Genomic DNA, 20,428 nt, shown 5'->3' with positions numbered 1-20,428 from the left:
CAACCGTCCGGCAAACCGCTCATTGGTGTTCGGGGGCCGCAGGCGACGCAGCCGCAGCCTGCGCGTGTGCATCGCCATCCTCGCTCCCCATCTGCTCCCGATCCGTTAGCTGCGCAAAGATCCAGGACGAGCAGCACGTGATCAGCCCCACGCACCCGAACGTCGCACGGAAAGCGGGGAGCGCGCCCACCCCGGCCGCCTCACCGAATGCGCCGGTGAACGTCACCAGCAGCGCACCGCCGACCGTCAGGCCAAAACTCATGGCCAGCATCTGCACGAGCGAGAACAGACTGTTGCCGCCGCTCGCGTCGTCGGGATTCAGATCCTTCAGCGTGAGCGTGTTCATAGCAGTGAACTGAATCGAGTTGATGCCCCCGAGAATGCCCAACTGAACGATGAGCAGCGGCACCGGATAGGTCGGTGTGACGAGCGAGAAGCTGGCGATCACGCAACCGGCAAGGATCGTGTTCCAGACCAGTACCGGCCGATACCCGTAACGCACGACCAGATACGTTGCGAGGCGCTTGGCAAAGATGCCCGTGATCGTGATCGGCAGCATCAACAGCCCCGCCTCGAACGCCGAGTAGCCGAGACTCACCTGCAACAGTAACGGCACGAGATACGGCACGGCCGCGATCCCGATACGCGCAAAGAGATTGCCGAGCAACCCGACGCTGAACGTGTGCACCTTGAACATCGCCAGCGAGAACAACGGCTGCGGCGCGCGATTCGCGTACAGTCCGTAAGCGACGAACCCCGCGAAACCCAGCACCAGCAACACCAGCATCAACGCATGCGCACCCGCAATGTCCGCATGGCGATCGAGCGCCAGCGACGTCGCCACCATGCCCACCGACAGCAGCAAATACCCTTTGATGTCGAACGACGTTCGATGCGGCGCACGCGCATTGGCCAGAAAGAAGTGCGCGGCAACGCATCCCGCCACGCCCACCGGCACGTTGATCAGAAACACCCAATGCCACGACGCCACCTTGACGAGCCACCCGCCCAGCGTCGGCCCGATCAGCGGTCCGATCATGCCCGGCACGGCCACGAACGCCAGCGCCTGCAAGTACTGTTCGCGCGGGAACGTGCGCAACACGGCGAGACGCCCGACCGGCAACAGCATCGCCCCGCCGAATCCCTGCACGATGCGCCACACGACCAGCGCCTCCAGCGTGCCGGAATAAGCACACATCGCCGAGCCGATGGAGAAAATCGTCAACGCACTGGAGAACACGACGCGCGTGCCCAGTCGATCCGCGAGCCAGCCGGACAAGGGAATCGTCACCGCCATCGTGAGCGCATAGGCGATCACAACGGCCTGCATGTGCAGCGGGGATTGACCGAGGTCGCGCGCCATCGCGGGCAGCGCCGTGTTGACGATGGTCGAATCGAGCGTCTGCATGAAGAAGCCGACGGAGACCACGAGAAGCATGGCTTTCTGCCGCCAGGCGGCCGGATGGGAAGATGTCATGTCGATGAGTGATGAGCGGGCATGAGCACCTGGGCATCATACCGGTGTTGCCCGGCGCGCTGTCGCAATGCGACGCCGGTTATCGATATCGAAACACATTCGCCATCCAAATGCACTGCGGCGCAGTCCGAAAAATCGGCTGCGCCGCAGCTTGACGTCCTCAGTCGTCGGTCCCGTCGTCTGACTGAATTACATCGTCACGCGCTACACGTAGCGTGTGCGTCCTACCGTCATGCGTCAGGTGCCCTTCACCGCGTCGCGCACCTGCTCCAGCGCGGCCGGATCCTCGATCGTGATCAGATCGCCGGTCTCGCGCCCCTCGCAGATCGCCTGAATGGCGCGGCGAAGCAACTTGCCGGAGCGTGTCTTGGGTAGCATCGAGACGAAGAACACGCGGGCCGGACGCGCCACCGCCCCCAATTGCTTGTCCACCGTCTTCATGACGTCGCCTTCGAGCGCCAGACGCGCCTGCGTCGTGTCCACCTCCTCCGGCCGACGCAGCACCGCGAAGGCCATCGCCACCTGGCCCTTGAGCGCGTCCTGCACGCCGATCACGGCGACTTCGGCCACTGCCGGATGGCTGGCGATGCTCTCCTCGATCTCGCGCGAACCGAGCCGGTGCCCGGCCACGTTGATGACGTCGTCGGTGCGCCCGAGAATGAAGTAGTAGCCATCCTCGTCGCGCACGCCCCAGTCGAAGCTCGAATACAGCATGCGCCCCGGCACCGTCTGCCAGTACGTCTTGATGAAGCGCTCGTCGTCGCCCCACAGCGTGCTCAGACATCCCGGCGGCATCGGCCCTTCGATGGCCAGCACGCCCTTCTCGTTCGGGCCGCAGTCCTCGCCGGTCGCTTCGTTGACAAGCTTCACGTCGTAGCCGTACACCGGTTTGCCGGGCGATCCGAGCTTGCTCGGGAGAACTTCCACACCTCGTGCCATGCCCAGAATCGGCCAGCCCGTCTCCGTCTGCCAGTAGTTGTCGACGACCGGCTTGCCGACGCCTTCCGTCAGCCATCGCGCCGTCGGTTCGTCCAGCGGTTCGCCGGCAAGGAAGATGAGGCGCAGCGACGACAGGTCGTATTGCGTCAGATAGGCGGGGTCCTGCTTCTTGAGCACACGAATTGCCGTCGGCGCGGTGAACAGCTGCGTCACCTTGTACTTCTCGACGATACGCCACCAGATACCGCCGTCGGGACGAATCGGCGTGCCTTCGTACATGACCGTCGCAATGCCCGCGAGCAGCGGCGCGTAGACGATATAGCTGTGCCCGACCACCCAGCCGATGTCGGACGCGCAGAACATCGTATCGCCCGGCTTCGCGCAGAAGATGTGCTGCATCGACGAGGCCAGCGCAACCGCATAGCCCCCGGTGTCGCGCTGCACGCCCTTCGGCTTGCCCGTGGTGCCGGAGGTGTACAGCACGTAGGACGGATCGCTGGATTCCATCCATTCGCAGGGCACGAACGCGTCGAGATGCTGCTCGCGCAGCGGGGCATAGTCGACGTCACGGCCCGCCACGCGCGTCATGGGTGCGAGTCCGCGATCGACCAGCAACACGCTCGACGGCTTGTGCTGCGCGAGCGCAATGCCCTCGTCGAGCAGCGGCTTGTACGGCACGACCTTGCCGTTGCGCGAACCGGCATCGGCGGACACGATGACCTTCGGACGCGCGTCGTCGATGCGCGCGGCGAGGTTCACCGACGCGAAACCGCCGAACACCACCGAGTGAATCGCCCCGAGCCGGGTGCAGGCGAGCATCGCGAACAGCGCTTCGGGCACCATCGGCATGTAGATCAACACCCGCTCGCCGCGCGCCACGCCCAACGATTGCAGCGACGCCGCCATGCGATTGACCTCAGCGGAAAGTTCGTCGTACGTGTAGACACGCTCCTGCTCCGTCTCGGTCGACACCCACACCAGCGCGTTTTGCGTGCCGCGTGACGGCAGGTGACGATCGACAGCGTTGTGGCAGATGTTGGTCCGTCCGCCGACGAACCAGCGCGCGAACGGCGGCTTGTCGTATTCGAGCACCTGATCGAACGGCGTCTCCCAATCGATCAGTCTGGCCTGCTCCTCCCAAAAGGCCGCACGCGAGTCCGGCGCAATCGAACGAGCGTGAAACGACGCATACGAAGTCATGGTGTCTCCTTCCACTTATTGTGCGTTCAGTGTGCGCGTTGACGCTTACGGAAGGCTTACCGGATGCCCCGCGCCATCCCCGAAACGATAGGGGATTACGCGGAGATTACTGGGGAAAATCGCGCAAATTTCGCGATATTTGCGCGAAATCAAAGGAATCTCGCAGGGATTCAGACGAGATCGGTCGCAGGTGTTCGGGTGTCCATCGGTGCGTCGATGCGTTCGGCCTGCTGTGCGTGCCACATGCGCGCGTAAAGTCCGCCGTGGCGTAGCAGCGTCACGTGGTCCCCGGTCTCGACGATACGCCCGGCGTCCATCACGACGATACGATCCGCGTGACGGATCGCGGCCAGCCGATGCGCCACCACGAGACATGTCGCGCCCGCCCGCTCGCGTGCGAGTCTCTCGAGAATGCGCGCTTCGGTGAGCGCATCGAGCGCGGCGGTCGGCTCGTCGAGCAGCAGTAATGGGGGACGTCCCCAAAGCGCCCGCGCAATGTTCACGCGCTGACGCTCCCCGCCGGACAGCCCCGCCACCGACGTCGCGTCGGGCACTTCCGACAGCGCGGTCACGCGCTGAAACTCCGACCGAACCGGACCATCGTCTTGCGACATTGCGCCGCTCAGGCCCGCGCGGTAAGCCACGTTGTCGAATAGCGGCCGGTCGAACAGTCGGGAGTCCTGCGTGACGAATCCGGTGACGCGTCGCATCGCATCGGCATGCTCCCGACACAGTCGAAGCTCGTCGACGTACACCGCGCCGTGCGACGGCAAGACCATGCCCGCCACGAGCCGCAACAACGTCGACTTGCCCGCGCCTGAAGGACCGACCAGCGCCACGCACTCGCCCGAGCCGATTCGCAGGCTGACGTCGGATACGATCGCTTGTGCGTCGTGGGGCGCGTCGTGGGGCGCGTTGTGAGGCATTACGCTCACGCTGTCGAGTTCGATGACCGGCGCAGCGGAAACGAAAGGCCGTTGCGCGTCGGCAAGTGTCGCGACAGCATTGCGCGCGTCGATTGGGCTGCTCTTACCGCCGTCCACGCGTTCGCTCTGAGCCAGCGCCGCGACAGCCGCCGGACCAGCGGCACCGTCACGCAGATGCTCGTCGACACTGACCAGCGCTCTCGCGACCTGCGAGACCAGCGCGCCCAGCATCGCCGCCGGCAACGCGAACTGGAGCAGGTAGGCATTGACCTGCACCAGCGTGCCGACCGGCTCGGCACCGCGCGCGACGTCGCTCACGGCGAGCAAGGTCATCGCCGAGACGCCCGCCGCCATGATCGCCATCTGCAACGCACTCGTCACCTGCGCCGTGGTTGCCGTCGCCAGCGCCGCCACGTAACGCGCGCGCAGTCGTTGTGAGAGACGCCCGACCTCCGCCGGCTCCTGCGCAAACGTCTTCACACACTCCAGTTGGCTCAGGGTGTCGGCAAGCGCACCGGTCGTGGCGCGCGACACCTCGTTGGCCTGCGACTCGCGACGGGTGACGCGCGCCAGCGAGGGGCGTAGCGTCAGGACATAAGCGAGCACCGTCCCGCCGAGAATCACGCCGTACAGCACACCGAAGTTGAGCATCAGGATGACACCTGTGGCGACCACCTGCACCGCCAGCGGCAGCAGCCCGAACACCAGCCCCGTGACGATCACCGGCAGCGCCACTTCGACACGGAACAGACAATCGAGCACTTGTCCGGCGTTGACGTCCCGCGCGCGATGGGCTGGCAGCTCGATCAATCGCGTGAGATAACCGAGCCCGGTGCGACGCCGCAGGTCCTCCATCACGCGCTGAATGAGCAGATCCTTGCCCCGCTCACCGATGGCCGCGCCCGACCACAGCACCACGTAGGCGATCGCGAGCGGCATTGCCAGCGTGCCGGGACGCTCGCCTGCCAGTGCATCCACCGCCAGCCCCAGCACCCAGGGCGCGACGAGGCGTAGCGCGAGCATAAGGCCCGCAGCACTCGCCGCACCGGCAAGCCACACGCGATGTCGCGACGACGCCGTCTCCCGCGCCCACAGCGTGCGCAGCACGAAACACAGCGCGTTCCAGCCCGCTTGTCGTGTCATGCCGCCGCCCCGCCGCTGGCGCCAGCCCCTTGCCGCCATCCGCGCACGAACATCTCGACCGCATACAAGCGGCGAATCGTCGTCATCGACTCGAGATGATGATGTGCGAGCCGGCCGATGGCTCGACGGCAGGCGTCACGATCGATCCATCCCGATGCGGCGCAATACCCCTCCAGGCAGACCTCTTCGACATGCGACAGATTCGCGGCCACGCCTGCCCCCACGATGCCGGTCATCATGCCCTTGTCGCGCCGCCAGAGGTTCGGCAAACCGCTGGCAAGATACGCCGCACGCCGTAACGGCAAGCGGTTATGCATCGCGCTGAAGAGCCGATACGTGGGCATGGCGAAGCCCGCTTCCACGACAGGCTGCGTGAGGAACGGAAACACGGTGCCCCCGTCGGCAAGGGCCGGATGCACTTCGATGTCGCGAAGATTCCCCAGCGTGCCGAGCACCTGCGCCCGTTTGCCAGGACGCATCCGAAGCGGCCAATGCGCCAGCCACGCCTGTGCAAGCGGCTCCGTGCCGCGCGATGCCTTGCCGTCACCCAGGCTTCCCATGCCGCCGGCAAAGGCAGCCGCCGTGAGCAATCCGTCCTGCAGTGCAGCCAAAGGATTGGCCTGCCGCTGTCGCAACTGAGCGAACGCACCCTGCGCCACCCACAGCAACGGCAGACGCTGCATCATCGCGAGATCGCGCCACGCGCCGAAGGCTCGCCGCCATTGACCGTCGGCGAAAGCGTCGAGAAAGGCGCCGTCGGGCGGCGGCGCAAGGAAGATCGCATCGCCGCCGTGGCCGTTGACCACGCGATGATCGCGGTAAGGTGCGAGTCGTTCGCGCACCGCGTCGAGCTGGGCCAGCATGCACAAGTGCATGGCCGGTCTCGCCAGACGGGGGATCACCGACGGTGGCGAGAACGCCGCGCATTCGATGTCGAACCGCTCGAATGCCATGCGCACATGTCGCGCAACCTGGCTCGCATGGTGCGATTCGTCACTCGACGGCGAACCCGGATCGCGATGATTCACGGCGGTGCAATGCCCGGCAACGCCGGATTGCGCCAGCGCCAACGCCAGTGATGTCGACTCGACACCGCCCGACAACTCCAGCACAGCACGACGATCCCCAAGGCAGCGCTCCGTGGAACGACGCAGCACGCCAAGCAGGCCCGTGCCGGACGCCATCTCCTGAGCTTCCCGCGCGCCCCCTTCCGGGCGCCACGACGGCCACCAGACGATGCGCGTCCTGGGCGCGCCGCGCTCCGGAATCCACAGCGCATGACCGAGCGGCAGACGCTCCACGTCATACAGTGCGCACTGGACGTTGCCAACGTCGCCATGCACGAGGAAGGATTTGAGCGCCGCGCTGTCGAAGGTCGGTTCGTCGCCGACGAGCGCCGCCGGGTCAGCCGCCACGTGGACGGCACCATCGCGACAGAAGCGGTAGTACGTGGGGCAGTGACCGCACGGATCGCACAGCACGAGCGTAGCGCCGCACCAGCGGTCGTGCACGATGATCCGGTAATGCCCCCAATACCGTTCGACGAAGCGCTCAGGCGACTCCAGCGCGAGACGCGCAAGCTCCAGCCCCGGCGACACCTCGCGGCCGTCGTCCTTTCGAAACACGCGACCGCTGACGTACCACGCCAGCAATTCGCTCTGGTCGCTGACGTGACAACGCTCGCCGCTGCCCTCCGGGCGAATTCTGGCGGCAGGCTGGCCGTCCAGCCCGCGCAATACGACAGCGCCGGGCAGCGGCACATGACGCTCGGCCGGTCCTGGTCTCAGGCGGGCAAGTTTCATGACGGGCTCCGTTTGGGCGGGGGGCGTTGGGTCACGCGGGCGTTTCGTAGATGACAGCCAGTTGTTCGCGGCGGCGCGGGTCGTCACCGATCACCCGCCCTTGCGCTTCGGCCCATGCGTGGGCGTAGAACGGCTGGCGCTGCACACCGACGACCAGTTGCAGACGCAGGCCGTCGTGAGCACACCACATCGCCAATGCGGCGTACCAGGGCAGGCATGGCGTGCACTGCGGGTAGCACAACGCGGCACGGTGCATGGCCGCGACATAGGGCGCGTAGTCGCCCGGCAGACCGTAATGCGTGGGACGCGCTTGCTGCGCATGACTCACCCGGTCGATCACGCCCGCCATGCGCGCCTTGCGGGTGACGCGCTGCGCCTGCCAGAGCCAGTAGCTCGCGCGAATCACGTCGCGCTTGCGTGCCGCACCCGCCAGATCGCCGGGCATGACGAGCCAGGCATCGAAGCCGAGCCGGGGCGACATGTCTCGCGTCGCATGGCGCGTATCCGGCGTGTCGCGCGACGCCGGGGCGAGCAGTCCCTCTGCGTCGAACATGGCCTGCATCGCCGGCAGCGTGCCGGAGACGACCTGCGGGTCATGACGCCATCCGATCAGTCGACGTAGTGCCTGCGAGTGCGCGTAAGACAGATTGAAGTAGCGGTCGTGAGCGAGCTTGAGCACGACCACGTGGTCGTCGATGCCGACGACATGAACATCGGGCGCCAGATGACGGAAAACCGGCGCGTCCGCACACGCGCCGGTTCCGATTCGCATCGAATCTGCCACCTCAGGCATGACCTCCGGTCACCGGCGGCAGCGTCGGGATGCACACCGGGCGGAAGCACAGCGGCAGCACGGTGATGCCTTCGGCATCGTTGCCGATGACACCGCGCGTGGCGTGCGCGGCATCCACCGAGGCGAGTACGTCGAGTTCGGTCACTTCTTTCGCGGTTCCCATTTCCTTCTTCATTTAGGACTCCTTCTTGAGTGAATACGAACGGAATCGTCCGCGTCTTCATCATAGGAAATACACGCCGGTGCATTTATGGGAATTTTCCGAAGCAGCACGTGAACCGCGTGCAGGCACTTGTGGGTCGTCCGGGGAACGTCCGAGGGAAATCGCGCCACCGCATCCCAAAAAGCAAAACGCCCGTGAGGACTGACCTCACGGGCGTTTTGGGGAACTGCGGCGACCGGGCGTCGCGAGCGCGTCGCTTACCGCTGTGCCGTCTTGGTGACCTTCGTGGCCGGCTTCGCGGCCGCCTTGGCAACCGTCTTCGCGGGCGCCTTGGCCGGGGCCTTTGCAGCGACCTTGGCGGCGGGTGCCGACTTGCTCGCGACCGCCTTGGTCGACTTGGCCGGGCTGGCGGCCGGGCGATGGTCGACCACCCGAATCATCTTGCCGTTCTTGCCGCGCACCATACGCGTGCGCGGTGCGTCATCGTCATCCTTGGCCGCCACCGGTTCCGGCGCCGAGGCGGCCAGCACGCGCGAGGCATCCTTGACCGGCACATGCAGCACGAGCAGTTGGCCCGACGTCAGCGTATCGCGACGCAGACGGTTCCAGCTCTTGATCTGGGCGACGCTCACACCGCTACGCGACGCCACACCGGCGAGCGTGTCGTGCTTGCGCGCACGCACCATCACCTTGCGGGTATCGGGCAGATCCGGTTCCAGCGCCAGCACGGCGTTCGTCGCGACCGACGCGCTGATGTCCTGATCGATGTCGTCCGAGCGCGGCACGAGCAGCGTCGAGCCCGCCTTCAGGCGCATGCGCGGTGCGATGTTGTTGACCGAGCGAATGACGGCAGCATCCACACCGAGCTTGCGCGCCACGTCTTCCGGACGCTCACGCGATGCCGACGTGTACGTCGTCCAGCTCGACAGCGGCTTGTCGTAGCTCTTCAGACGGCGCTGGAACACTTCGGCGCTGTCAAACGGCAGCAGAATCTGCGTTTGCGCAGCGCCCAGAATCACGGGCTTGCGGAACGACGGGTTCAGTGCGCGGAATTCGTCGAGCGGCAGATCGGCCAGCTTGGCAGCCAGCGCCACGTCGATATCGCGCTTCGTGGTCACGCTAACGAAGTACGGGTGGTTCGGAATCTCCGGCAACTTGACGCTGTAAATGTCCGGATGCGCAATGATGTTCTTGATGGCCTGAAGCTTCGGCACGTAATACCGGGTTTCGGTCGGCATACGCAGGCTCAGGTAATCGGTCGGCAGCCCCTGCGCCTGATTACGGTCGATGGCGCGCTGCACGTTGCCCTCGCCCCAGTTATAAGCGGCCAGCGCGAGATGCCAGTCGCCAAACATCGCATACAGCTTCGAGAGGTAATCGAGGGCGGCGGTCGTCGAGGCGAGCACGTCGCGGCGCTCGTCCTGGAACATGTTCTGCTTGAGGTTGTACGTCTTGCCCGTGCTCGGGATGAACTGCCACATGCCGGCCGCCTTGGCCGTGGAGAGCGCTTGCGGGTTGTACGCGCTTTCCACGAACGGCAGCAGTGCGAGTTCCGTCGGCATATGACGGCGCTCAAGCTCTTCGACGATATGGAACAGATACTTCTCGGAACGCTGGATCATCCGCTCGACATACTCGGGACGCTGCGCGTACCACTGCGTGCGATCCTGTGCGAGGTCGGTGTCGAGGTCAGGGATGGAGAAACCGTGGCGGATGCGCGACCAGAGATCGGCGTCGTCGCTGCCGTAAGCCAGATCGTTGATCGAGTCGTTGTCGAGGTCGATGGGCTGGTCGCTGGAGACGCGCTGCTTGCCTTTTGCGGTCGAAGCGACAGGCGACTTGCTCTGCGCATCGGGAGAAGAATTCGATGCACCTGTGGTCGGCGCTGTGCTGGCACACGCTGCCAATAGCAGCGTCAGGAGCAAGCTAACGATAAGTCGCATTGATCGGGCTCGATTTGGGTTACATCTTCATGAAATTGGCAAGGATGGTAAGGAAACCCTTCAGATGCGTCAACCATTCTGCCTAATTTTTTTGCAAAATTTACGCCAAAACGCCCTAAAAATAGGGGTTATCCCCGAGGGAGAATTCACAAAATGTGGTTGGAGCGACACGCGTTTTTGACGCGCTTTACGCCACGCTCTCCGTATACGATGCCATCGATATGACACCGAAACTTCACATCGGAGGCGAGGCATCAGGGCGGAGCAGGTGGTGATAAAACTGTCAACGTCCGCCGGGCGACAAGGTCCATCGCACGCCATGCTGTTGACAGCGTGACGTGCTCACGGCTAGTGCCGAATTTATCGGAAGGTATCTTTCCAGCCGCGCACGGCGGCGAAAACGCCCTCGCGCGAAAGCGACGTCCTTCCGGCATGCGCCTCGGCGGCGGCAATCACTGCCGGCGCGTCGCTGCGCAGGAAGGGATTCGTCACACGTTCCTGCGCGAGCGTGGTGGGCAACGTGGGGCGTCCGGCAGCACGCAACGCGCTCGCTTCCTGATGCCAGGCGTTGAGCGCCGGGTTATCCGGGTCGACGGCAAGCGCGAAGCGAATGTTCGACAACGTGTATTCGTGGGCGCAATGCACCCGCGTGGCCGGCGGCAGCGCAGCGAGGGTATCGAGCGAGGCGAGCATCTGCGCAGGGGTGCCTTCGAACAGACGGCCGCATCCGCACGAGAACAGGGTGTCGCCGCAGAACAGGCGCGGCGCGCCCGCTGCGCCCGCACCGAGGAAGTAGGCGATGTGACCGGCCGTGTGTCCGGGAACGTCGATCACCTGAAGCGCCATGGCCGGCGCGTCGATGTGTACCGTCTCGCCGCCATTGTGCGGATGGTCGACGCAAGCGATCGCTTCGTGCGCGGGACCGTGGACCGGCACGTCGAAGCGTTCGAGCAACGTGTCGACGCCGCCGATGTGATCGGGATGCTTGTGCGTGACGAGGATGGCGCGCAGCGTGAGGCCGCGCGACTCAAGATAGGCGAGCACCGGTGCCGCGTCGCCCGGGTCGACCACGACGGCATCTTTGCCGTTATCGATCACCCAGAGATAATTGTCCTGGAACGCGGGGACGGGAAAGACGGTCAGTGTTTCGGCCGACTGCTTACTCACCGCATCTGCGTGCGCATCCATATATACTCGCCACCATGTCAGAACGTCCGATTATAGACTGGCCCGTCTGGCTCGTCTCACCGCCAGGCCGCTACGCGCTCGCATGGGAACAGGCCCTCTTCGACCAATGGGTCGGGGATCTGTTCGGCTATCACGCGTTGCAGCTGGGCCGTCCCGAGCTAGATACGCTGCGCGAAAACCGCATGCCTTACCGGGGCCTCATCCTTCCCGCCGCGCGTGGCCCGGAAGCCCCTGTGCTCATGACCAAAGCGGCCAGCGATACGACCAGCGGCGTGCCGTCGGCCGACGCAGGCACCGTCGACATGGTGGCGCGCGACATCCTCGTGAGCCGTTTCGACGAACTGCCGATCGCCACGGCCAGCACCGATCTGGTGGTGCTGCCGCACGTGCTCGAATTTGCCGAGAACCCGCACGACATTCTGCGTGAGGTCGAGCGCATTCTCGTGCCGGAAGGGCAAGTGATCATCACCGGATTCAACAATCTGAGTCTGTGGGGCGCCCGCGAGGAACTGGGCCGGCTCGCGGGGGCGCCGTTCCTGCCGCCGGGTGCCGACCTGATCGCTTTCACGCGTCTGAAAGACTGGCTCAAGCTACTGTCGTTCGACATCGATCGCGGCCGCTTCGGCTGCTATCGACCACCGTTGCGCGGCGAGCACTGGCTGCAACGCTTCGAGTTCATGGAGCCCGCAGGCGATCGCTGGTGGCCGATCTTCGGCGCCCTTTACGCGGTGCGCGCGGTCAAGCGCGTCAAGGGCACGCGCTTGGTCGGCAAAGTCCGCAAGCGTATACTCGGCCTCCAGCCGGCGGCGGCACCGGTGGCCACACCGAATACTACGCACCGCCAGATGGCAGAAGCGACCGACGCGTCCGATTGATTGTTTGAGAGATGACCTTGCCGCAAGTTGAGATTTATACCGACGGAGCCTGCAAAGGCAATCCCGGCCCCGGCGGCTGGGGCGCCCTGCTCGTCGCGGGCAAACACCGCAAGGAAATGTTCGGGGGCGAGCCCAACACCACGAACAACCGCATGGAGCTGCTGGCCGTCATTCGCGCGCTCGAAGCCCTGAACAAGCCCTGTCATGTCGTGCTGCACACCGACTCGCAATATGTTCAGAAGGGCATCAGCGAGTGGATCCATGGCTGGAAGGCGCGTGGCTGGAAGACGGCCGCCAAGGAGCCGGTGAAGAATGCGGACCTCTGGCAGACGCTGGACGCCGTCTCGCAAAAGCACGACATCGACTGGCGCTGGGTGAAAGGCCACGCGGGTCACGAGGGCAACGAAGCCGCCGACCAGTTGGCCAATCGCGGCGTCGAGAGCCTGCGACGCGGCTAGCCTAGCGGGGGCACAAAGGGCAGTCAGCGCCTGACGACGCAATATCAATAGCGACGGTTGGCGCACCCTCGCCCGCCATATGCGCTTGCATCAACATCAGCACGATCCGCGCACTGCGTGAGGCCCGTGGCCCGCAGCGCGCAAATTCCGAAAGCCACGACATCTGACCGAACATCATGCGACAACTGATCCTCGATACCGAAACCACCGGCCTGAATGCGAAAACGGGTGACCGTCTGCTGGAAATCGGTTGCGTCGAACTGGTCAATCGCCGCCTGACCGGCAACAACCTGCACTTCTACATCAACCCCGAGCGCGACAGCGATCCGGGCGCACTGGCGGTGCACGGCCTGACGACCGAATTCCTCTCCGACAAACCCAAGTTCGCCGAGATTGCCGAACAGTTGCGCGAGTACTGCCGCGACGCGGAAATCATCATCCACAACGCGGCGTTCGACCTGGGCTTCCTGGATATGGAGTTCGGCCGCCTCGGCTGGCCGCCGTTCATGCAGCACTGTTCCGGCCTGATCGATACGCTGATGCGTGCGCGCGAAATGTTCCCGGGGCGACGCAACTCGCTCGACGCGTTGTGCGAACGCCTTGGCGTGAATAACGCGCATCGGACATTGCACGGCGCATTGCTCGACGCGGAACTGCTCGCGGACGTCTATCTTGCGATGACGCGCGGTCAGGAAAGCCTCGTCATCGATGAAGGCGAAAGTGACGAGAGCAACGACGGCGTGCCGCGCGAGAAGATTTCGCTGCGCCAGTTCGATCTGCCGGTGATCCTCGCGGCGACGGAAGAAATCGAGCAGCACGACGGCGTACTCAACGGCATCGACAAAGGCATGAAGGGGACGTGCGTGTGGCGCAAGGAACCTGCGCCGCCGGAAGGAGAAGCAGCACCCGCTGCGTGATTCTCGGAAGGATACGAACGACGTTGCGAAAAAATCGCACGAAGCGCTTCCCAAACGAAGAAAACGCCCCTATAATCGCTGTCTTTGCTGCTTGCGAGACATCGCAAGAAACGGCGTGAAGTGATCGAGAGATATCGTCACGGCGGCAGCAAAATAGAACAAAAGAAAGGTTGCAGACTTCTACGAAAACAGTTAAAGTTCTGCTCCTGATTGCGAAAGAAGAACTTCAGCAATCAACACTAAGTCATTGATTTAGTTAATGATTTGGGTGGTTAGCTCAGCGGTAGAGCACTGCCTTCACACGGCAGGGGTCACAGGTTCAATCCCTGTACCACCCACCAGATTCGAAGGGCCGACGATGCGTCGGCCCTTTTTGCATTCGGCGGTCGCTTTTGCAGTAAGCGTATCGGACGCCACCATCAGCCGCCATCACCTCATCCTGTCGCCTCCAGAATTCGAAGCCGATACTTTGCCTCGCCCCTTCCCGGACTTGGATCGCTATAGCACCTCCACGCTTCCGCATTAGCATCACGCGTCTCACATCAGCCCTCTCCAAAAAATTCGTCGACGTTCACGAAACGCAGCCTCGCATCGGAAATTCGCTCGCGCTCCTCTATAGATTTTGTTTATAGAAATTTTTCAGCGATCGTAAAAACCAGCATCCACACCCACGACTGCACCCCTATCCCCCGCAGCCCCGCCCCACCCTGCGGGGTTTTCATCGAAGTTATGGGCACTTCCACGGCAGTCTTATATAAGACCCAAGCATTCACATTACGAAAAGGCATTTCAGTTTTGCCCCCGACCCGTGTCACAATCGGGGAAATTAGTCATGGCTAGCGGACTGTCACCCCAGTCGGCGGCGTTCCCCCACCTTTTCCTGATTCTTGAATCCGAGACCAGCGATGAGTACGCAGCAACCCAGCATCATCTACACCCTGACCGACGAAGCGCCGCTTCTGGCCACCGCCTCCTTCCTGCCGATCATCCGCACGTTCGCCGCTCCGGCCGGCGTTGCGGTCGAGACGAGCGACATCTCGGTCTCGGGCCGTATCCTCGGTGAATTCCCCGAATTCCTCACCGAAGAACAGCGCGTGCCGGACAACCTCGCCGAACTCGGCCGTCTGACCCAAGACCCGGACACGAACATCATCAAGCTGCCGAACATCAGCGCTTCGGTGTTCCAGCTCCAGAGCGCCATCAAGGAACTCCAGTCGAAGGGCTACAAGGTGCCGGACTATCCGGAAGACCCGAAGTCCGATGAAGAGAAGGCCATCCAGAAGCGCTACTCGAAGTGCCTCGGCTCGGCCGTGAACCCGGTCCTGCGCGAAGGCAACTCGGATCGCCGCGCACCGCTGGCCGTCAAGAACTACGCCAAGAAGCACCCGCACAGCATGGGCGAGTGGAGCATGGCTTCGCGCACGCACGTCGCGCACATGAAGCATGGCGACTTCTACCACGGCGAAAAGTCGATGACGATCGACAAGGCCCGCGACGTGAAGATGGAACTCGTCACGAACAGCGGCAAGACGATCGTGCTCAAGCCGAAGGTCTCGCTGCTCGACGGCGAAATCATCGACAGCATGTTCATGAGCAAGAAGGCGCTGTGCGAGTTCTATGAAGAACAGATGGAAGACGCACGCAAGACCGGCGTCATGTTCTCGCTGCACGTGAAGGCCACGATGATGAAGGTCTCGCACCCGATCGTGTTCGGCCACGCCGTGAAGATCTTCTACAAGGAAGCCTTCGAGAAGCACGGCAAGCTGTTCGACGAACTGGGCGTGAACGTCAACAACGGTCTCGTGAACCTGTACGAGAAGATCGAATCGCTGCCGAGCACGCAACGCGAAGAAATCATCCGCGATCTGCACGCCTGCCACGAACACCGCCCGGAACTGGCGATGGTCGACTCGGCCAAGGGCATCTCGAACCTGCACGCACCGAACGACGTCATCGTCGACGCCTCGATGCCGGCCATGATCCGCATCGGCGGCAAGATGTGGGGTGCCGACGGTCGTCCGAAGGACACGAAGGCCGTGATCCCGGAAAGCACGTTCGCCCGCATCTATCAGGAAATCATCAACTTCTGCAAGACGAACGGCGCGTTCGACCCGACCACCATGGGTACGGTGCCGAACGTCGGCCTGATGGCGCAGAAGGCTGAGGAATACGGCTCGCACGACAAGACGTTCGAAATCGCCGAAGACGGCGTGGCGAACATCGTCGACATCGCCACGGGCGAAGTGCTGCTCTCGCAGAACGTGGAAGCCGGCGACATCTGGCGTATGTGCCAGGTCAAGGACGCCCCGATCCGTGACTGGGTGAAGCTCGCCGTCAATCGCGTGCGTAACTCGGGCATGCCGGCCGTGTTCTGGCTCGACCCGTACCGTCCGCACGAAGCCGAACTGATCAAGAAGGTCGAAACGTACCTGAAAGATTACGACACCAACGGTCTCGATATCCAGATCATGTCGCAAGTGCGCGCCATGCGTTACACCCTGGAGCGCGTGATCCGCGGTCTGGACACCATCTCGGTGACCGGCAACATTCTGCGCGACTACCTGACCGACCTGTTCCCGATCATGGAACTGGGCACCAGCGCCAAGATGCTCTCGATCGTGCCGCTGATGGCCGGTGGCGGCATGTACGAAACGGGTGCCGGCGGCTCGGCACCGAAGCACGTCAAGCAACTGGTGGAAGAAAACCACCTGCGCTGGGACTCGCTCGGTGAATTCCTGGCACTGGCCGTTTCGCTGGAAGACCTCGGCATCAAGACGGGCAACGCCCGCGCCAAGATCCTCGCCAAGACGCTCGACGCTGCCACGGGCAAGCTGCTCGACAACAACAAGGGTCCGTCGCCGAAGACCGGTGAGCTGGACAACCGCGGCAGCCAGTTCTATCTGTCGATGTACTGGGCGCAGGAACTGGCCGATCAGAAGGACGATGCCGAACTGGCCAAGCTCTTCGCACCGCTCGCCAAGCAACTGGCCGAGAACGAGAAGGCTATCGTCGGCGAACTCACCGACGTGCAAGGCAAGCCGACCGACATCGGCGGCTACTACAAGCCGGACTTCGCCAAGCTCGAACAAGTCATGCGTCCGAGCAAGACGTTCAACGCTGCACTGGCCAGCGTCGCGAAGGCCTGAGTCATCAGGTCATCGCACCGCATCGCCGGGCAGTCTTCGTGACCGCCCGGTCGCAATGAGGCAGACGGAAGTCGGTCACGTTGCGAAAGGCAAATAAAAACGCCGCTTCGACACCAATCGAAGCGGCGTTTTTTGCGTCAGCCCTTAGCGTTAGCGGTTGACCTGTTCCTTCGATTGCGTGAGCGCCAGCACAGCGCCCAGGGCGAGCGCCGCCGACACGCAGTACATGCCCGCGTTGGTGCTCTGCGTCACGTCCTTGAGCCAGCCGATGACGAACGGGCTAACGAAGCCCGCGAGGTTGCCGATCGAGTTGATCATGCCGATGGCCGCAGCCGCCGAGCCACCGACGAGCAGCGCGCTCGGGTACGTCCAGAACACCGGCATCGTCGCGAGCATGCCCGCCGTACCGACCGACAGCGCCACCATGGCGAGCGGCACATTGTTGCCCCACACCGTGCTCAGGTACAGACCGACGGCACCAGCGAACGACACCACCGCGAAGTGCCAGCGACGCTCACGCGTGCGGTCCGAGCTACGCGCCACGGTGATCATGCTGACGACGGCGCACGCATAGGGAATGGCGGTCAGCAGACCGACGTCCAATGCGCTCTTCACGCCGCTGGCCTTGATGAGCGTCGGCAGGTAGAAACCAATGCCGTAGAGGCCCATCATGCAGCAGAAATAGATCAGGGCCATGAGCCAGACGCGGCCGTTCGAGAACACCGACGCCACCGTTTGCGGCGCCTTGCCCGCGCTGTCCTGCGCGATGTTGTGTTCGAGAATCGCCTTCTCGTCCTCGGTCAGCCACTTCGCGGCGCGAATGCCGTTCGGCAGATACATCAGCGTCACGACGCCCAGAATCACCGACGGAATGGCTTCGATGAAGAACAGCCATTGCCAGGCCGCCCAGCCGCCCACGCCGTTGAATGCCGCCAGAATCCAGCCCGAGAGCGGGCCGCCGAACACACCGGCGATAGGAATGCCGATCATGAACAGCGCGTTCATGCGGCCGCGACGCTGCGCCGGGAACCAGTAGGTCAGATACAGCACGATGCCCGGGAAGAAGCCGGCTTCGGCCACGCCGAGGAAGAAACGCACGAGATAGAACTGCGTGGGTGTCTTGACGAGCAGCGTCGCTGCCGAAAGCACCGCCCACGAGATCATGATGCGCGCGATCCAGCGGCGCGCACCGACCTTGTGCATGATGATGTTGCTCGGCACTTCGAAGAAGAAGTAACCGATGAAGAAGATGCCGGCGCCCAGACCGTACACGGTCTCGCTGAACTGGAGGTCGTTCAGCATTTGCAGCTTGGCGAAGCCGACATTCACACGGTCCAGATAGGCCGCGACGTAACACAGGAAAAGGAACGGCAACAAACGCCAGGTCGCTTTTGCGTAGGCTTGCGCCTCGATCTCGCGCGTATGCGCGTTGGCTTTGATACCGCTAGCGATAGTACTCATGGTCTCCACTTCGAACCTCGGCTGCCAGGCAGCCTGAATTGACTGCAACGCTGCACCCGGACCACTCGCACCGATCACGCTGCCTTACCGACTCGACCGCTCTGAAGACCTCACGATTCCCGTCGTACGAGAATCGATCCCGCGGGGTCCGGAGGCATTGTCTCCGGACGTCGCGCGCGGCCCGCAAGCCTTGACGCAACGTTTCTCACCCTGCCATCCCCTCTTGTTGTTGGGAGGCCGACGCGGATTGTAAACCATAGGACACCGCTCGATCTGGAACGCTTCCTCAGTCTTTGGGCGAATGACGAAAGCCAGGGCGTGGCGAAGGGGCACCCCTCCGCCATCACCGTGACGCGCGCAATCCGCTCGACGCTGCCGCCGACGACGGGATCAGCGCCGACGTGCACGTAAGGCGACGACGACGAATACCCCCACGACCGCCGCCACCGCGCCACACAGGAACACGGCGCGATAGCCGAAAGGGTTGGCGACCGCACCGGCGAGCGGCCCGGTCGTCAGAATCGCGATGTCCTGAAACGCGGCATACGTGCCCAGACTAGTGCCGCGACTCGCGGCCGGCGCACGCTTGACCACTTCGATCCCCAGCGACGGGAAAATCAGCGACGCGCCCGCACCGGCCAATGCCGTGCCGAGCAACGCCAACCACGCCACCGGCGCTTGCCAGACGACCAGCAAGCCGATGGCTTCCACCACCAGCGACACTTGCGCGACACGCAGGTTACCGAAGCGCTCCGGCCAGCGACCGCCGATGAGTCGCATCAGCACGAACGCCAGACCGAATGCCGACAGCGCGATGGCTGCCCCCGTCCAGCGCGACGCCTCGAAGTACAACACCACAAACGCGCCGACCACCGCGAATCCGACGCCCTGCATCGCGAGCGCCAGCCCCGGCAGGAAGACGATACGCAGCACCTGCGAGTACGGTAGCCCGCCCCCCGCCTGATGCGCCGGTGCGACCGCAGGAATCCGCGAAATGACAGCCCAACCCGCCAGCGGCAGCAAACAGATCGCGATCGCCACGCCGGTCAGCGCCGTCGGACCGTACAGCGCGAGTCCCAGCGGCGCGCCCACGGCGAATCCGCCGAAAACGGCAGCGCCTGTCCACGACATCACCCGGCCCGACTGTTGTGCGCCGAGGCTGGCAATGGCCCACGTCAAGGTGCCGGTAATGCAAAGGCTTTCGCCCACGCCGAGCAGCAGACGCGCCACCGTCAGCACGGCCAGACGCGGCTCGGGTGCGATCGACAGCCAGCTCGTGGCGAGCAGCGCAACGCCGGACAGCCCGACGAACGACAAGCCACGCACCAGTGCGACGCGCGCGCCGAGCTGGTCGGCGGTGCGTCCCGCAAACTTGCGGGTGAGCACCGTCGCGAGTGACTGCACGCCCACCGCAAAACCGACGACGACGTTGTGATACCCCAAGGTGTTGTGCACGAACAGCGGCACGACGGAGAGCGACATGCCAATGGTCAGGCACGCGAGAAAAACGTTTAACGAAAAGCGCACGAGCAACGCCGTAGCGTTGGGCGGCGCGGTGGCCACGTGATTGGCCGATGCAGCTGAGGACGACATGCGAGAAGACTCCATGGGTTGCCGGGAGACGCTGGACAACGAACGACAAATGGCGGACACCAGACGCCAACCGGCGGACGAACAACCGCAACCGGGCATCGGTATCGAAACGTACAAATCGGGGAGACGGCGCTTGTGGCGCTCAGAGAATCCGGCGCAGCGCTGAATGGGCTGCCCGGTCGTTCACCGGCGAACGCACGCCCCTCGACCGACGTGCCGGATCGTCCGGCCGCTGTCGCGGAGAATGCGTTGTTTCACGTGAACGCTTACGTGACACCAGCGAACTTTCTGCCGATGCCAAAAATCTGCAACCATTCTAGCCACGCATGTTGCGTTGCGCAAGAGACGTACACAGGGCGTGAAACCGGCGTCATCCAAGGTCCTCGTTTCGACGCATGGCGAGC

General features: G+C 63.8%; 14 protein-coding genes and 1 tRNA gene. 5 read left to right on the top strand and 10 right to left on the bottom strand.

Translation table 11 applies throughout. From position 1 onward, the window contains the following. Positions 1–19: 19 nt before the first annotated feature. From mdtD to gloB, 8 genes are all read right to left on the bottom strand, one after another. A complete protein-coding gene (gene mdtD / locus A9762_RS25850; RefSeq protein ID WP_083254296.1) occupies positions 20–1,477 on the bottom strand; it encodes a multidrug transporter subunit MdtD in 1,458 nt (485 codons plus the stop codon). A gap of 237 nt (positions 1,478–1,714) precedes the next feature. After that, positions 1,715–3,616 carry a propionate--CoA ligase gene (locus A9762_RS25845; protein ID WP_069344824.1) on the bottom strand — a complete coding sequence of 634 codons (1,902 nt, stop codon included), beginning with the start codon at positions 3,614–3,616 and terminating at the stop codon, positions 1,715–1,717. A 170-nt stretch (positions 3,617–3,786) separates the two neighbouring features. Next, positions 3,787–5,685 carry an ABC transporter ATP-binding protein gene (locus A9762_RS25840; protein WP_170836330.1) on the bottom strand — a complete coding sequence of 633 codons (1,899 nt, stop codon included), beginning with the start codon at positions 5,683–5,685 and terminating at the stop codon, positions 3,787–3,789. Then, on the bottom strand, positions 5,682–7,487 hold the full coding sequence (locus A9762_RS25835; RefSeq protein WP_069344822.1) for an asparagine synthase-related protein: 1,806 nt from the start codon (positions 7,485–7,487) through the stop codon (positions 5,682–5,684). Before A9762_RS25835 ends, A9762_RS25840 begins: the two co-directional genes overlap by 4 nt. A 31-nt stretch (positions 7,488–7,518) precedes the next feature. Beyond that, positions 7,519–8,259, bottom strand: coding sequence for a lasso peptide biosynthesis B2 protein (locus A9762_RS25830; RefSeq protein ID WP_170836329.1), 741 nt, complete (start codon positions 8,257–8,259; stop codon positions 7,519–7,521). A 13-nt stretch (positions 8,260–8,272) separates the two neighbouring features. Further along, the gene (locus A9762_RS25825; protein WP_069344820.1) at positions 8,273–8,455 is read right to left on the bottom strand and encodes a hypothetical protein; all 183 of its coding nucleotides are present in this window, start codon (positions 8,453–8,455) and stop codon (positions 8,273–8,275) included. A 245-nt stretch (positions 8,456–8,700) separates the two neighbouring features. Further along, the gene (locus A9762_RS25820; protein ID WP_069344819.1) at positions 8,701–10,386 is read right to left on the bottom strand and encodes a transglycosylase SLT domain-containing protein; all 1,686 of its coding nucleotides are present in this window, start codon (positions 10,384–10,386) and stop codon (positions 8,701–8,703) included. Positions 10,387–10,746: 360 nt separating this feature from the next. Next, positions 10,747–11,574, bottom strand: a complete 828-nt coding sequence (gene gloB, locus A9762_RS25815; protein WP_069344818.1) for a hydroxyacylglutathione hydrolase — start codon at positions 11,572–11,574, stop codon at positions 10,747–10,749. Between the two features lie 14 nt (positions 11,575–11,588). Here gloB and A9762_RS25810 point away from each other — a divergent pair, with 14 nt between their 5' ends. From A9762_RS25810 to A9762_RS25790, 5 genes are all read left to right on the top strand, one after another. Next, on the top strand, positions 11,589–12,449 hold the full coding sequence (locus A9762_RS25810; RefSeq protein ID WP_069344817.1) for a methyltransferase domain-containing protein: 861 nt from the start codon (positions 11,589–11,591) through the stop codon (positions 12,447–12,449). Positions 12,450–12,460: 11 nt separating this feature from the next. Continuing rightward, positions 12,461–12,907 (top strand): ribonuclease HI, encoded by a 447-nt coding sequence (gene rnhA / locus A9762_RS25805; RefSeq protein WP_069344816.1) that lies wholly within the window; start codon positions 12,461–12,463, stop codon positions 12,905–12,907. Between the two features lie 176 nt (positions 12,908–13,083). Then, the gene (gene dnaQ, locus A9762_RS25800) at positions 13,084–13,824 is read left to right on the top strand and encodes a DNA polymerase III subunit epsilon (protein WP_069344815.1); all 741 of its coding nucleotides are present in this window, start codon (positions 13,084–13,086) and stop codon (positions 13,822–13,824) included. A 266-nt stretch (positions 13,825–14,090) separates the two neighbouring features. Then, positions 14,091–14,165, top strand: a tRNA-Val gene (locus A9762_RS25795). A gap of 564 nt (positions 14,166–14,729) precedes the next feature. Then, on the top strand, positions 14,730–16,970 hold the full coding sequence (locus A9762_RS25790) for an NADP-dependent isocitrate dehydrogenase (protein ID WP_069344814.1): 2,241 nt from the start codon (positions 14,730–14,732) through the stop codon (positions 16,968–16,970). 150 nt (positions 16,971–17,120) lie between these two features. Here the strand turns inward: A9762_RS25790 and A9762_RS25785 are convergent, their stop codons facing one another. Further along, on the bottom strand, positions 17,121–18,431 hold the full coding sequence (locus tag A9762_RS25785) for an MFS transporter (protein ID WP_069344813.1): 1,311 nt from the start codon (positions 18,429–18,431) through the stop codon (positions 17,121–17,123). A gap of 390 nt (positions 18,432–18,821) precedes the next feature. Beyond that, positions 18,822–20,024, bottom strand: a complete 1,203-nt coding sequence (locus tag A9762_RS25780) for an arabinose transporter (RefSeq protein ID WP_069344812.1) — start codon at positions 20,022–20,024, stop codon at positions 18,822–18,824. Positions 20,025–20,428: the final 404 nt, after the last annotated feature.

This window comes from Pandoraea sp. ISTKB (assembly GCF_001721285.1).
Taxonomy (GTDB): domain Bacteria; phylum Pseudomonadota; class Gammaproteobacteria; order Burkholderiales; family Burkholderiaceae; genus Pandoraea; species Pandoraea capi.
Note: the sequence above shows the minus strand (reverse complement) of the source record. Positions and strands in the feature narration are given on the sequence as shown.

What these genes read in the sequence shown, in the direction of transcription:
- A9762_RS25830 (WP_170836329.1), bottom strand. Translation starts at nt 8,259, where the DNA reads ATGCGAATCGGAACCGGCGCGTGTGCGGACGCGCCGGTTTTCCGTCAT.
- A9762_RS25825 (WP_069344820.1), bottom strand. Translation starts at nt 8,455, where the DNA reads ATGAAGAAGGAAATGGGAACCGCGAAAGAAGTGACCGAACTCGACGTA.
- A9762_RS25780 (WP_069344812.1), bottom strand. Translation starts at nt 20,024, where the DNA reads ATGTCGTCCTCAGCTGCATCGGCCAATCACGTGGCCACCGCGCCGCCC.
- A9762_RS25785 (WP_069344813.1), bottom strand. Translation starts at nt 18,431, where the DNA reads ATGAGTACTATCGCTAGCGGTATCAAAGCCAACGCGCATACGCGCGAG.
- dnaQ (WP_069344815.1), top strand. Translation starts at nt 13,084, where the DNA reads ATGCGACAACTGATCCTCGATACCGAAACCACCGGCCTGAATGCGAAA.
- mdtD (WP_083254296.1), bottom strand. Translation starts at nt 1,477, where the DNA reads ATGACATCTTCCCATCCGGCCGCCTGGCGGCAGAAAGCCATGCTTCTC.
- A9762_RS25840 (WP_170836330.1), bottom strand. Translation starts at nt 5,685, where the DNA reads ATGACACGACAAGCGGGCTGGAACGCGCTGTGTTTCGTGCTGCGCACG.
- A9762_RS25845 (WP_069344824.1), bottom strand. Translation starts at nt 3,616, where the DNA reads ATGACTTCGTATGCGTCGTTTCACGCTCGTTCGATTGCGCCGGACTCG.
- A9762_RS25810 (WP_069344817.1), top strand. Translation starts at nt 11,589, where the DNA reads ATGTCAGAACGTCCGATTATAGACTGGCCCGTCTGGCTCGTCTCACCG.
- A9762_RS25820 (WP_069344819.1), bottom strand. Translation starts at nt 10,386, where the DNA reads ATGCGACTTATCGTTAGCTTGCTCCTGACGCTGCTATTGGCAGCGTGT.
- A9762_RS25790 (WP_069344814.1), top strand. Translation starts at nt 14,730, where the DNA reads ATGAGTACGCAGCAACCCAGCATCATCTACACCCTGACCGACGAAGCG.
- rnhA (WP_069344816.1), top strand. Translation starts at nt 12,461, where the DNA reads ATGACCTTGCCGCAAGTTGAGATTTATACCGACGGAGCCTGCAAAGGC.
- A9762_RS25835 (WP_069344822.1), bottom strand. Translation starts at nt 7,487, where the DNA reads ATGAAACTTGCCCGCCTGAGACCAGGACCGGCCGAGCGTCATGTGCCG.
- gloB (WP_069344818.1), bottom strand. Translation starts at nt 11,574, where the DNA reads ATGGATGCGCACGCAGATGCGGTGAGTAAGCAGTCGGCCGAAACACTG.